The organism is Thalassovita taeanensis, assembly GCF_900110775.1.
Taxonomy (GTDB): domain Bacteria; phylum Pseudomonadota; class Alphaproteobacteria; order Rhodobacterales; family Rhodobacteraceae; genus Litorimicrobium; species Litorimicrobium taeanense.
The window spans coordinates 400,204-413,178 of the sequence record NZ_FOEP01000001.1; the positions used below are offsets into that span (position 1 = coordinate 400,204).

Sequence of the window (12,975 nt, forward strand, 5' to 3'; positions counted from 1 at the left end):
TTACTCCTCAGTTTACCAGGGCTTTGGCTTGGTCGATCCAGCCTTCGCGCTCGATCCGACCTTTGAACGAAAGTTTCTCGTCCATGTCGGCCACGTCGGCGGCGCTCCAGCCGGCGATCTGAGCAAAGGTGGTTACACCATTCTCGTGCAGTTTCTTTTCCAGTGCAGGACCAACGCCCGACAGCTGTTTCAGGTCGTCGCCGCCAGCAGCTGCTTTGGCAGCTTTCTTGGCAGGAGCCGCTTTAGCAGCAGGAGTCGCCGCAACAGCGCCGGAAACCGAACCGGCACCGATGGCCGCCTTGACGCCCGATGCGTCGGCACCCGATGCCAGAATTTCGGTCACGCGCAACATGGTCAACTGCTGACGATGGCCTTTGGTTCGCTTCGAGCTGTGCTTACGACGGCGCTTAACGAAGTGGATGACCTTGTCACCCTTGATCTGATCGACGACTTCGGCTTGTACACCAGCGTCTGCCACGAAAGGCGCGCCAACGACCGTGCTGTCACCGCCCAGCATCAGAATCTCATTGAATTGTACTTTTTCACCCGCATCAGCAGCCAATTTTTCAACCCGGAGCACATCGCCCGACTGAACCTTGTACTGCTTGCCGCCGGTCTTGAGGACCGCAAACATGTGCTTTTCCTTCATTCTACCGCGTCCTGTGGTCCCCGTTTCCGGGCGTTTCGGCCGATGGCCACCGCGAACAGCGCGTCCTTTGTGGACGTCATTACACCAACACCGGACAAAGATCGCCCTGCCCGGGATGCGGGCTTATCGTCGGATCACCCCATCAAGTCAAGGGCGTTTGGGGCGCAGGCATAAAAAACTGTAGCTACAGCGCCTCGCCTTCCATCTGCTGCGCCAATGCCAAGCCCAGCGTCAGGGAAATATCCCCGTACATCCGGTCAAACCCGGCAAACAGTGCATGGTTGAGCGCCTTGCCCTCGGGCGTCAGCGACAATTCGGCATACGAGCGTATCTGAGCCGCGCTCAACGGTTCATAGGCCAGCATCAGATAGGCAAACAGCCACTCGCGTGTATCCTCTCGTGTCTCGTCTTCCTGTGCCCAGACATCACGCAATATATCCTCTTCCGTCATATCCATCGCTCCGCCCTGCGTCAGGCCACGAAAAAACATGTAATTTGCGTTCAACGCTCCCACAACATTGTATTCCACCAAATCATTGGCGCCGATATAAGCCGCAATGGCCGCAAGATGCGGCTCATAGGGTACGTCGGCAGAGCGGAAGCGTTCGCGTGCCGCCTCTTCAACGACCTTGTCCAAAACGGTATGCCGGGCCTCGATCTCCAGTTGCACAATCCGTCGCCCGGTCTCGCTGTCGAAAAACGCAATCAAAGACGCGGTGTCGGTGGCGCCAAAGGAACTCTCGAAGGCTGTGCGCACCACCTGTTCCATCTTCACCGGGTCATAGATCCGGCTGACCAGCCCTTTCCAAGCCGGACCAGATCCGCCGGGCAGCATATCTGCCGCCAGATCTTCGCCATAGGCCAATCCTTCCTCTCGCATGACAACAAAGACCTGTTTCATGCCGAGCGCCTGAAACAGCGCATCAATCCTCTCCGCATCCTGAGTCTGGGCGTGCGCGGGCATAGCCGCACAGATCAGCACAAACATTAGTGTCAGCAACTTGCGCACAATGATCCCGATCGTTTCTGGTTAAAGTTCTCGGCGCAATAGATTGGCACCGGTTGCAGCACCATCACCTGCGTCGGCAGAAAAATCAACGCCTCGTGGCTCCGTCCCACGCTGCGCTACTCGAATGTAAATACAGAGATCAGAGCAAAGTCGCCCGACATGGAAAATTTGTTCACGCTGCAACGTGAATCGTTCTTGCCACCCGATGCAAGAGCGACTAAACGCTCCAAACCATTCCCCGCGGAGAGGTGCCGGAGTGGTCGAACGGGGCGGTCTCGAAAACCGTTGAGCCTTCACGGGTTCCCAGGGTTCGAATCCCTGTCTCTCCGCCACAAACCCTTCTAGTGCATTGTTAATGCTGAAAAAATAGTCAGGGCCAATTACTCGCCCCTTTAACTACCCGCCAACAGCAAAGCACTTGAAATTAGCACTTCTTGAGCAATCGTGCAGCACTCAACAACTAGGTTTTTGCCTCAGTCACCAAGCTTCACAAGGGGCAAAGAAGTCAGCTTGCTGGAAACGGCCATTCACAAGACTGCCACCAAACATGCTATATCCGGTATAGCCACCGAGCGCATTTTTTCCGTTAACCTCTCCGCATACGCGCACTTCGCGGTCACCGGATGCTAGTGACACTTCAACCGCCCGAGTATTTCGAAAACGCGCAGATTCTGGATCAAGAAAGTCACGCGTCACGGTCGATTCTATCTGAGTCATCTGATCAGATGACAAAGGTATGCGCTTGCTTTCCTCAATCTTTGCAAAAGTGCTTGTATTGCAACCAGCAAGAACACAAATCGACATTAACAGAGCAACAGACAATTTATTCATAGAAAAAACCTAATCTTTTCGGCGTGAAGTGCCAGTTCAAACACAAGTTAAGCTATGCGACTTTTTCTTTCCAATCTACTAAATTCAGGGCCGCCGCCGGATCAACGCCCGCCGTCTTGGCCTCTGCCAGCGCCTTCACAAGAGCCGTGACAGTCCTTGCACGTCCACCGCTATCGAACGCCTGTAGGGGCCGCATAACGTCCAGTGTGACCGCGTTGCCCAGCTTGTCGGTTGCTTCCTCTGCCATGCCCTCAGCCATTGGCTGTAGGGTCCAGCTTGCAAGGTGGCGTTGCGCTTCCCTTACCATCGGCCCCGTGGTCGCTTTGTTATTCAGACCCGGCAAGATGCCAAAGGCCGAGTTGATCTGGTCGCGGGCTTGGTCCAGCGTCTTGTCCAGCAGGGCTTTGGACAGGTCGGGGGTCAGATCGTTTGCCCGCCAATCCTGCGCCGGGGCTGGACCGCCCGCCGCCTGCACTTGCACCGATTCCCGCACCAGCACCTTGCCGCGTGAGCCGCGAAAGCCCCGCGCAATGTCTGCAAGGTCGGTTTCTGGCGTCTCAGGCATGGGCACGATTGAGGAACCCAAAGGCGCGTCGCCGTAGACCTCGACAAGCGCGCGCTCGATAATTTCCAGCAAGTCCGCCGATAGGCTCGACCGTTTGAGCGGGGCCGTTCCGTACCACGGTTGCGCCGCGTCTGCCCCGATCCGAAAGTGCAGCACCTCGCCCGCAAGCGCCGTCAGGGTCTTGCCGCCGCCCATATCGGGAAGGGTCAGGCGGTATGCCGATGGACGGGAAAGCCGGGTAGATAAATCCCAATCGGCAACCGGAATAAGCATGTCGTCGGTGATGTAGAAAAGCGCCTCACCGCGCAGTGCCAGCATCCGGCCCGTGATCGCCAGCGCCCGCCGGGTCAACAGCGTGGTGCCGGTCACGTCAGCCACCGACAGCCCGTTTTCCCAGAGCGTGACAGCGCCTTGAACGGTCGCGGTCAATTCGGCCCGTCCGCTTGTTCCGGTGATATATGCGGTGCGGGCTTGGATCATTTGTGCGGTGTATCCCGAACCCGACGCCGCCCGCGTTTCAGTTTTGCGTTTGAATGGCCACATTATTTCTGCCTCCGATATGGGCGCAGCATGTCAGCCGCCCCGCTATTTTGAAGCGCGCGGGCCGCGTGGGCCGCATTGCGCTGATAACTTTCTTGAATAGCCCCGCCCATGTTCACGCTGTAGCTGGACACGCCCGCGCGGTCGGTATCGTCAGCCATGTATTCAGCAAGCCGCCGGAACGCCTCAGAAACGGCTTTAGGTGGATCGCCTGCGCCCACTTGCGCGGTGACTTTGAACACCCCGTCAGAGGGCAGGCAGAATCCTACGTGGCCGTCAGGAAGGGTAACAGACACCCACGCGCCGCTTTCCCATTTCTCAGCCTCTTGTGACGCCAGAGGGGCCAGTGGGGGTGTCCAGCTTTCATCCTCGCACCCCTCGACAGTCCAAACCACCTCACGTGCCGTGTAGCGGGTGCGGGTATAGGCTTCGATCCGTTCCCAGATCATTTCAGCATCAAGCACCGCCGCCGGTGTCGAAAGCCCGGACGGGGTGGCGGGATAGCTTGCTGGGGTTGCCTCGATCTCTTGCAACAGGTCTGTCATGTCACGCCCTCCACCGTTGGGCCGCGTTGGTGCGGGGTTTCACGGCATGGTCAGGCGTCCAGTTGCGCGCCTCGATCTGCGCCGCCGGATAAGCGGGCTTTGTTACCGCGCTAATCTCGATCAGGTCAGCAGAGCGCACCACGCGCATGATGCCGCCACCGGATCGCTTCACATAATCGCCGCCCTGGGGAACGCGAAAGCCGGGGGAAATGCCGCCCACCAATCCCGCGCCAAGGGTGCCCAGAAAGTCCACAACATACCCTACAGAGCGCATTTCAGGCGCAAGCGTGGCCTCGAATGTCAGCGCGTCGTCGGTATCCTCAAGGGTCAGGGAACCCGCCCCACGGGATGCCAGCGGCTTGTTCATATCGTGATGCACCAGCAAGTGAACGTCACCACCATCCGACACAGACCGACCAAAGGCCCGCGCCTCGAATACCTCCCTGCGCCTTTCCCGACCGTCACTCAGGACAGTCGGGATTGCATAGGGAAAGCGGCCCCTGAGGACGGTTGACCCGTCCCCAGAGGTGCGGACCTCAAGCCCGCCTTTGGAACCGCCCCAGAGCATTACTGAACACCCGTCAGGATTTCGAGTTGCACACCCCGCGCAACCGTCACGTCCAGTGTCGTCAGTGCCGTCAGGCGCAGTTGCCCAGACTTGGCGTCGCTGAATGGATCGCGGATAACGTCCACCGCGCCCCACATACCGCAGAAAATCGGGGCAACCCCGTTTGTCGTCGTGGTCAGCAGCGCCTTGGATTCCAGAGGATCGCCAGACGGGGCGGCAATGCCGTTGGTCGTCATGACCACCTTGCCGATTTTGGCAATCAAGCGGTCCCATTCGGAAATGGCTAGGCCGCTAATCAGGTCGTCCATGCCGTCAAAGACCTCAGGGCGCAGCAGCAGGTTGACGGCGCTGGGGCCGGATGCCGTGTTTGCCGTCATGAACCGCACCGCCGCCGCGCGGAACGCTGCATAAGATGCCGCCGCATCAACCGCCGTTTCCGTGATGCCGTAAGTGGACGCGCCGGGGAAAATGCCCAGAGGTTCCCCGCTGGAACCGGACCCAAGGAAAATCGCCCGATCCGTCTCTTGCTGAATTGCCGCGCTCATATCACGCCGCACCGCTTGCTCAAGGCCAGCGCCCGCTTGTTTCAACGCCTTGCGGGTGATCTTCATTTGAACGCCCAGCGTGTTGTCGGGCTTCATGGGCCGGTCAACCGTGGTGTAAGCCTGAGGCCCCGCCACATCGCCCGTTTCAGATCCCGCCCAGCCGGGTTGCGCGCCACCCGTGGCAACCGGATATTCGATTTCGCCCACGCCCACGTTAATCATGCGGCAACCCATCTGAGTTGCAGAGGAACCGGCAAAGATGCGGTCGATCGTGGGCATTGTGCGCATCGGGTCAGGAACGCCGCCTGCAATCGTTTCGCCCGCGCGGGTTTCCAAAGCCTCAAGCGGAACCGGGATGCCTTGGAAGCCGCCCGCATTGCGCAGCTCTTGCACCATTTCAGCCGTCGCGCCGTCCAGCTTGCGGCCCTCATCCAAAGCCAAAGCGACTTGGCGGACCTCGAATTGAGACGCCATGTTCGCCCATTCTGCCTCAGAGCGGGTTTCCAGTTCGGCCCCGGCCTCTTTGCGTTCCTCATCCTCAGCGACAAGAGCCGCGCGGAATTGGGATTCCTTGGCCCGGTATTCCGAGTCCAGTTGGCCCATCTTGCGCACCTCATCCTCAGACGGGGTTTCGATGTTCGCCAGTTCGGCCAGAGATTGGCGGATTTCAGAGCGGCGCAGTTCAAGTTTCTTCGATGTCAGCATGTTTTTTCTCCTATGCTCGACGGGTTTCGCTGCATATCGCGCAGCAGATCGCGCCATTGCTGGCGCTTTGGGGTCAGGGGCTTATGCCCCACCTCAATTCGGGTTTTGCGCGTGTGACAGGCACCGCACAGAATTTGTAAATTGCTCAGGGTGTAAGCGAGTTCGGGGTGCGTTCGGACGGGGTGAACGTGGTCACACTCAAGCCGCTTATGGGTGCCGCACTGGACGCAAGCCCAGCCGTCACGCTCAAGCGCCTGCATCCGCAAAGCGCGCCAGCGGGGGCCGCGTGTGATCGCGCGTGAATGGCGGATATGCTCTTTGCGCTTAGACATTGCGCACCTGCATTTCCCAGAAAATGACCGCGTCAGCCGGGGCCAATGGGGCCACCCGGCGCGTCTCAAATTCGATGCCATCAATCAGCAGCTTGTCAGTGGTTTGAGGAACCACCGTCAGCCCCTCGACTGACAGCAGCACCCGTTGATCGCCCACATCCAGAAAGCCGCCCGCCAATAGCTGCAACTCGATTGCATAGGTCGCGGATAGCAGCGTAACCGGGTATCCCGTATCCGGGCCGGGGGTGTATCCGCCGTATTCGTCAACCGTGCCTTCACCGGGGCGCAGCAGCGTTGCCGCTTGCCCATGTTTCTTGATTAGGCGCGATGCAATGTGTGTCAGCCCCATGCTAATCTCCCTGATTTGTGTGAAGGTGCGCGGCGCATCCGAACGCCCTGAGCGACGGCCAGAACCGTTGCCGCAACCGGATCAATCCGGCCCGTTGAACGGCCCGCCGCCAATTTGTGATTGCCCGCCGGGTCCACCAGCGTGATTGCGTCTGAAAAGGCAGAGCGCAGCAGCAGGGACGGCATGGCCTTCACCTCGCCCTCAAACACCGCGCGGCGCAGACGTTCGCAATCCTCCGAACCGTCCTTCCAGCCAAAGCCGCGCCAAATGAACGGCACACGCTCAAGCCCCGCATCGCGCAGCGCCTCGACAAACTCAGCATGTCGGAATCTATCGCCCACGATTGCCGCCGGGGCTTGCCCGTCCAGCTTGGTCACAACGTCCGCCATGAACCGGGCAACCGGCACAGTGGCGTCACCCATTGTCACCAGTTCCCCACGGTCGGACATTTCGACATAGCGACCAGACACCCCGTCAGCCTGCCCACGATCCGCCAAACCGGGATTGCACGGGAAAGCCCCGACACATTCCAACCGTCCAGTTTCGGGCCAGTACATTGACGCCGCCGACATAGACCGCGACCCGCCAAGGTCCACGCCCAGAACAACGGGGCCGTCACGCGGGGGCAGATCGTCGGGTGACACTTCGCACGATAGCCATTCATCGACAGTCAGCAGCACAGACCGATCATCGCTTGCCACACGTTCGTTGCGATTCAGGTTGCGAAAACTGGACAGGGCAGACCCGCCCCGAGCAATCGCCCGCCGCGCTTGTGCCACAAGCCATTCTGCAGACGGGCCAATGCCCTCAGACGCGCCGGGGTTTGCAATAAGAAGGGATGCCAGATCGTCAGGCGGCAAGCCTTGGTCGGGGCGATGTTCCTGCACATAGGTGCCGGGGGGCGGTTCGTCTAACCAGCGTGAAAAGGTGTTGGCGTCGTCTGGTGCGGACGTGCTGATAATCAATGCGCGGCCATCGCGTTTGCCCAGACCGGACAGGATCGCGTTTTCGAGCGCATCGCCTTTTTCGCGTTCCCATGCGGCCCGTTCATCCAAGATCGCCAGCGTTGGCGCACCGCCCAGGATAGACTTGCCGTCCGCCGCGATAACACGGGCCAGACCGCCACCATTCTCTGAGGTTTCGACTTCCAGCTTAGACCCGCGCCGGATCGTGAATTGTTCCTGATCGTCCTCAGGCAAGCCCTCGATAAAGCCCAGCAAGAACCCAAAGGCCGTTTTGGCTTGATCGCGGTTTCGCGCTGCAAAGATGATTTCGCGCTTAGGCTGGGGGGCAATTTCGCCCATCAAGTGACCCAAAGCCAAACCCGCCGACAGGGACGTTTTAGCATTGCCGCGACCAATCGACAGGCAACCCGCCTCGATACCCTTGGCAAAGGCACCGCGCACAAATTGCTTTTGATACTTTGCCAGCTTGACCCGTTTGCCTGCAAGCCGCCCCTCAGGAACGACCAGCTTAGGCAAAAACCGCAGCGCCGCAGACGCCTCTTTAGACGCCCTATCCATGATTTTCCCCCCGATTTTTCGGGAGAGAGAACGCAAGAGTTGAGACGACGGTAACAGCACCACTATCAAAAAGGGGCATTGGGACCAGTTCACCCCCGCGAACAAACGTAACACCTCCTAGAGGTGTGTTACGTTCGTTACGCTCAGAGGGGTCAGAACACGTTACGAACCGTTCGCATGTGTTACGTTCGTTACGCTCAATCATCATCTTGAACCCTCCAAACATGACCGCCAAACTCACGAACCTCATCCATGTCCATCAGCTTGTCCTTGGCCCGCTTGAACGCCATCCGAGCCGCCGCAGCAGTTGCACCCGTGGTCAGTCCGTGGACGCCACACGCCTCACGCCAGTGATCCACATCGACAACCTTGCGATTGGTCGGGTAGCAGTTGCCTGTTCTGGTCGTGCCGTGGTCACGCAACGCATCGTTGAGGGCCTGAATAGCCACCCCGTTCTTGCCGCGAATTGGCTTGCGAGTTGGTGCAGGTGCATCAGCCTCGCCCACCACTGCGCTTGTGACAGGCTCACCATCCTCATCCATGCCAAGCGTGACTGAGCGCAGCTTGAAGTGCAGTGGCTCAGGCGGTTCTTGATCGCGTTGCTTGCGCGATAGGATTTCCCAATCGGCTGTAACCTGTATCTCGTTATCCACCGCCGCACGTAGGGCAGACGATCCACGCGCACCCCGATCCTCATCCTTGCCGGTGTGGTGGATAACCATGACGTGCGCGCCGGTCGCCTCGCGGATCAGATCGCAGTTGCGGACGAACATGGCCGCATCCTTTGCGGTGTTCTCATCGCCTGCTCCCATAGACCGGGCCAAAGTGTCGATCACCACCAAAGCGGGGTCAGCATTGGGCATGATCTCGCACACCGCCAGCGCATCGCCTTGCCCGTGCAGGTCCAGCCCGATAGGCAACAACGTGAAGGGCGCAGACGCCATGTCAGGGCGTTCACGCTTGATTGCGGCGAGGCGGTTGCGGATACCTGCACCACCCTCAGCAGCGATGTAGAGGACAGGCCCGCCGTTGACGCGCAACCCGCGCCATGACTTGCCCGCCGCGATGTGCATGGCAATATCCAGCGCCACGAACGTCTTGCCCGCGTTAGACGGGCCGTAGAGCATCGAAAGGCAATTACGATCCAGCCAGCCTTTGACCATATAGTTACTGGTCAACACCGCCTCGATTGCCGACAGGCTCACAAGTCGGGTTTCAATTTCAGATGCACGGTTCGGCTTCATGCCGCTTAGGTTGAAAACAGTCGTCACATGTGACCCCGCGCGATTGCGGAAAGGTCAGCGCCATGCTGCCGTGCCAGTGCTGGAATAGTTGCCCATGATACGCCGCTGCGCTTGAAGCTGCGCCACTTTGCGGCAACCTCGCCCGCCTTGTATTTCGCGCCCGTTGCGCTCCACCGATCCGCAAGCGCCAAACCCTCGTCAGACCCGTTGTAACGGTCGTGCAGCGCCATCAGGACAGACACCCAATCGCTATAGGTCAGATCAGCGGGAAGGTGCGACAGTAGTTCCTCAACCTCCCCCGTTGGCGTGATCCGGTCAAAGGTGCGGGAAGGCGTTGGCGCGGGTGGCGCTTGCAACAGCTTGGCCCGCAATCCCATCGGAACCGTGGGCAACGTGTCGGGAAAGAACCCAATATAGGAACCGCCATCAGTGAACGAACCGGGCGCGACCACATAGCCGCCTTCGCCCCGCGTGTCGATTTTCAGACCGATCTTGTCTTGCGTATTCCGCGCACCGTCAAAGTGCTGGCAATAGATGTGACGCCCGCCAGAGGGTGTATGCACGTTTGCACGGTCCATCAGCGCCGCATAGCGTGGCAGGGCCTTCAAAGACGCCTCACCAACGGGTTCGCCCGTTGCCTTATCCAAGTCCAGATCAATGACAAACAGACCGTTAGCCGCACCGCACGGGATGCCCCATGCCTGCGCACCGTTGGCCCGCCATTGGGCAATAATGTGCGGATCACGGGTGGCCTTTGCCTGCCAGCCTGCAATCAATGGGGCCTTGTCAGGTCCAGCCGGAAAGATGTTGAACGGGATGTGAGGCACGCTCAATTATTCGCCCCGCGCCAGTTTGATTTCGTCGTCAGTCAGGTCGTTTGAGTTGCCACCGATGCCGATCCACTCAAGAAAATGACCCTTTTCAACTTCAATCAGCTTGAGTTCCAACATTCGGATCAGTGCCGGTACGGCCTGAGCGTATTGGTCCAAATTGTTACGATCCGGTGCGTTGTCATCCGCCAATTCAAGAGCGGTCAGCAGCACACGCGTCTCGTGCAAAAGGTCCGATGTGCGTTCAAAATTGTTGCGTTGGTTTTGAGGAATCATGCCACCGCCTCCGCTTCGAGCGCATTGGCTTCGGCAAGCATTTGGTCCGCTTCCCAACGCAGGATTTCACTTATTTTCCAGCGTGTGCAGTTCGGGGAAAGTTTGACAGCTCGGGGAAAGTCAGCCCGCTCACGATGCCAGCGCCACACGGTATTGCGTGTAATACTGTAGCGGTTGGACAGGTCTTTATCTGAAAGATATGTGTCAGGCATAAGAGCAACTCCTTGTTACAAGTTGCTCTTTAGTTGCCCTCCTTTTTCACGCTTGGGGATTGCGATTTAAAACTAGAAATTAAAACACAAGGCTAAGGCCTGCTTATGAATGTCGCGGGCGTTCTGTTCAGTTGCCGCTGAATACGTTAGAATTTCAGAAACTTCCGCCCATGACGCGCCTGCGTCCCGTGCGTCTAATACCCTCAAATAAGTGGGCCATTTTTCAGGGTGTCTACGCTTGCCAATCACTTTGCCAGCATACTCTTTTTGAAACGATTTCAAGGCACACTTAGCCGCCTTTAATTGTGGTTCTATTGGTCGTGATAAGTCACAATCAACTCGATAAAACCCGCTATCGAAAGGTAGGTCGCGCTTTGCAACTTTGGTCAGAGTGCTATCATTCAATCGCGGCAAGCAATTTGAGGGTTGATTGCCAATCCTAGGGTTTGGAAGGCGTGTAGCCGCAGGGCAGTCCGGCTCAATCAAAAAGGTTGATACACAAAAACCCGCCATGTCAGGGTTTGGGTATTCCGAAAAAGGGACCGTACTATCTATCTTTGTCCAAGCTTCATCTTGCTCATAAGAGGCCGCTTTCTTGCTATCAAACTCTTTCCTTAGATCGCTGCGCCGCCTCAGAAACTCCCATTTCCAACGGGCCAAGTGCCAGTCAGGTTCTCCAACGTAGGCCGTTGCGTCACGCCAATCAGGTACACCCCACTCATTCATCTTGCGTACCCCTCAAGAAATGCCCCCATGCGGCCATCATTGCCCGACGTTTCTCTACCATATCGCCGCGCCGGTAAGCCCGCTCGACCTCTGAGCCGACCGTATGCGCCAAGGCAATCTCTGCCATGTCGCGGGGATACTCGGTGCGCTCAGCTACCCAATCCCTAAACGTGCTGCGCAAGCCATGCGGGACCGCTGGACGCCCTGACTGGCGGTCAAGATACTTGTCAGGCTTGGCCGCGTGTATCCGCTTCATACAAGCCGACAGTGCCGCGTCGGACAACTCACCGCCGCGCGGTGCAGGGAATACAAATTCGGACCCCGCAAGCCGATCCAGAGCTTTCAACAGATCAACGGTTTCTTTGGTCAACGGGACGCGGTGTTCTGCTCGTGCCTTCATCCGCTCAGACGGTATCGTCCAGACTGCTTTGTCCAAATCCATCTCAGACCAGACAGCGCCGCGCACCTCGCCGGATCGTGCCGCGACCATCGCCATAAATTCCAACGCCCGCGTGGCGAACCCTTCACGGCCCTGCACATCGGAAAACCAGCTTGCCGCCTCATCCATCCGCAAAGCGGGATGATGCACAACCTTTGCCAGCTTCGACGGCTTGGGCAGGATCGCGTCAAGGTTGCCTTTCCATCGCGCCGGATTGTCACCTGAGCGATGCCCCGCGACCGTTGCCCACGCCATCACCGCTTCGATACGTCCGCGCAGACGTGACGCGGTTTCCGTCTTGGTGGCCCAGACTGGTTCCAGCGTTCGCTTGATGTCGGACACGTCAATATCCGCGACCAGCATCTTGCCCAAAGTCGGGATCGCATACTTGTCCAACGTGGCCCGCCATTGCTTTCGGTGTTTGTCATTGTCAAATTCTTGCAGCTTGCCCTCAAGATAGCGTTCCATCGCATCATCGAAAGACAGGCCGCGACGTTGCGCCGTGACCAGCGCCGCGCGGTTCGCCTTGCGGTGTTCTACCGGATCAATGCCTTGCCAGATCATTTCTCGCGCATCCCGCGCCCGATCACGGGCTTGCGCCAACGTCACGTCAGGATAGCCCCCTAGGCCGATGTGCCGCCGCTTGTCACCGATCTTGCAACGCAACAGCCATGACCGTCCGTTCACTGGCGTCATTTGCAGCAACAGGCCATCAACACCGCCAACCGCAACCGTTTGATTGCCACCCTTGCCGGAATGTTCCAGCCGCTTCACCTCGACCGCCGACAACTCTTTTGCTTTTCGTGGCATACCACTCCTATCATCCTACCCGCCATAAGAAATAGCATTGGGATAGACGGTACGCAACAGGACGTTACAAGGAATGTCAGAAAACCCCTTAATTTCATAGCTATATGGTGCATCGCGTTACTGGGCGTTACGGCACATTGGCCGCCTGTCTCTCCGCCACAAAATCCATAGTGATTTTGGCACATTTTCAAGCAAAAATAGTAAGTTAAACAAATGCGGCTCGTCTTGGGTTCGCTAATTTGGCTTGGTTTACAACACATTTCGCCGCACAAGCTCT

The 12,975-nt window shown here is 58.3% G+C and carries 16 protein-coding genes and 1 tRNA gene; 1 reads left to right on the plus strand and 16 read right to left on the minus strand.

Annotated features, from left to right (window positions below; translation table 11 throughout):
• Nucleotides 1-7: 7 nt before the first annotated feature.
• Nucleotides 8-634 carry a 50S ribosomal protein L21 gene (locus BSF79_RS01875; protein WP_090267582.1) on the minus strand — a complete coding sequence of 209 codons (627 nt, stop codon included), beginning with the start codon at nucleotides 632-634 and terminating at the stop codon, nucleotides 8-10.
• 199 nt (nucleotides 635-833) lie between these two features.
• Nucleotides 834-1,649: a DUF2059 domain-containing protein gene (locus BSF79_RS01880; protein ID WP_245776285.1), complete on the minus strand. Its 816-nt coding sequence runs from the start codon at nucleotides 1,647-1,649 to the stop codon at nucleotides 834-836.
• Nucleotides 1,650-1,900: 251 nt separating this feature from the next.
• Here BSF79_RS01880 and BSF79_RS01885 point away from each other — a divergent pair.
• Nucleotides 1,901-1,990, plus strand: a tRNA-Ser gene (locus BSF79_RS01885).
• 145 nt (nucleotides 1,991-2,135) lie between these two features.
• Here BSF79_RS01885 and BSF79_RS19395 read toward each other — a convergent pair.
• The 14 genes from BSF79_RS19395 to BSF79_RS01945 form a co-directional block, all read right to left on the minus strand.
• On the minus strand, nucleotides 2,136-2,489 hold the full coding sequence (locus tag BSF79_RS19395) for a hypothetical protein (protein ID WP_139246363.1): 354 nt from the start codon (nucleotides 2,487-2,489) through the stop codon (nucleotides 2,136-2,138).
• A gap of 52 nt (nucleotides 2,490-2,541) precedes the next feature.
• Nucleotides 2,542-3,534 (minus strand): phage portal protein, encoded by a 993-nt coding sequence (locus BSF79_RS01890; protein WP_245776286.1) that lies wholly within the window; start codon nucleotides 3,532-3,534, stop codon nucleotides 2,542-2,544.
• A gap of 62 nt (nucleotides 3,535-3,596) precedes the next feature.
• Entirely contained in the window at nucleotides 3,597-4,139 is a 543-nt protein-coding gene (locus BSF79_RS01895; RefSeq protein ID WP_090267589.1) for a hypothetical protein, read from the minus strand.
• 1 nt (nucleotide 4,140) lies between these two features.
• Nucleotides 4,141-4,707, minus strand: a complete 567-nt coding sequence (locus BSF79_RS01900) for an HK97 family phage prohead protease (protein WP_090267591.1) — start codon at nucleotides 4,705-4,707, stop codon at nucleotides 4,141-4,143.
• Nucleotides 4,707-5,957: a phage major capsid protein gene (locus tag BSF79_RS01905; protein ID WP_090267593.1), complete on the minus strand. Its 1,251-nt coding sequence runs from the start codon at nucleotides 5,955-5,957 to the stop codon at nucleotides 4,707-4,709. Before BSF79_RS01905 ends, BSF79_RS01900 begins: the two co-directional genes overlap by 1 nt.
• Nucleotides 5,951-6,370, minus strand: a complete 420-nt coding sequence (locus BSF79_RS20265) for an HNH endonuclease (RefSeq protein WP_342741830.1) — start codon at nucleotides 6,368-6,370, stop codon at nucleotides 5,951-5,953. Before BSF79_RS20265 ends, BSF79_RS01905 begins: the two co-directional genes overlap by 7 nt.
• Nucleotides 6,282-6,638 carry a hypothetical protein gene (locus BSF79_RS01915; RefSeq protein ID WP_090267598.1) on the minus strand — a complete coding sequence of 119 codons (357 nt, stop codon included), beginning with the start codon at nucleotides 6,636-6,638 and terminating at the stop codon, nucleotides 6,282-6,284. Before BSF79_RS01915 ends, BSF79_RS20265 begins: the two co-directional genes overlap by 89 nt.
• Nucleotides 6,629-8,161: a terminase large subunit domain-containing protein gene (locus BSF79_RS01920; RefSeq protein ID WP_090267601.1), complete on the minus strand. Its 1,533-nt coding sequence runs from the start codon at nucleotides 8,159-8,161 to the stop codon at nucleotides 6,629-6,631. Before BSF79_RS01920 ends, BSF79_RS01915 begins: the two co-directional genes overlap by 10 nt.
• A gap of 197 nt (nucleotides 8,162-8,358) precedes the next feature.
• Complete coding sequence (locus tag BSF79_RS01925; RefSeq protein ID WP_175545232.1) at nucleotides 8,359-9,366, minus strand: helicase RepA family protein; 1,008 nt, start codon at nucleotides 9,364-9,366, stop codon at nucleotides 8,359-8,361.
• A 62-nt stretch (nucleotides 9,367-9,428) separates the two neighbouring features.
• Nucleotides 9,429-10,232, minus strand: a complete 804-nt coding sequence (locus BSF79_RS01930; protein WP_245776295.1) for a bifunctional DNA primase/polymerase — start codon at nucleotides 10,230-10,232, stop codon at nucleotides 9,429-9,431.
• A 6-nt stretch (nucleotides 10,233-10,238) separates the two neighbouring features.
• Nucleotides 10,239-10,511 (minus strand): hypothetical protein, encoded by a 273-nt coding sequence (locus BSF79_RS01935; protein ID WP_090267608.1) that lies wholly within the window; start codon nucleotides 10,509-10,511, stop codon nucleotides 10,239-10,241.
• Nucleotides 10,508-10,723, minus strand: coding sequence for a helix-turn-helix transcriptional regulator (locus BSF79_RS01940; RefSeq protein ID WP_090267610.1), 216 nt, complete (start codon nucleotides 10,721-10,723; stop codon nucleotides 10,508-10,510). Before BSF79_RS01940 ends, BSF79_RS01935 begins: the two co-directional genes overlap by 4 nt.
• A gap of 72 nt (nucleotides 10,724-10,795) precedes the next feature.
• On the minus strand, nucleotides 10,796-11,449 hold the full coding sequence (locus BSF79_RS19400) for a hypothetical protein (RefSeq protein ID WP_139246365.1): 654 nt from the start codon (nucleotides 11,447-11,449) through the stop codon (nucleotides 10,796-10,798).
• The gene (locus BSF79_RS01945) at nucleotides 11,442-12,698 is read right to left on the minus strand and encodes a tyrosine-type recombinase/integrase (protein ID WP_090267612.1); all 1,257 of its coding nucleotides are present in this window, start codon (nucleotides 12,696-12,698) and stop codon (nucleotides 11,442-11,444) included. Before BSF79_RS01945 ends, BSF79_RS19400 begins: the two co-directional genes overlap by 8 nt.
• Between the last annotated feature and the right edge of the window lie 277 nt (nucleotides 12,699-12,975).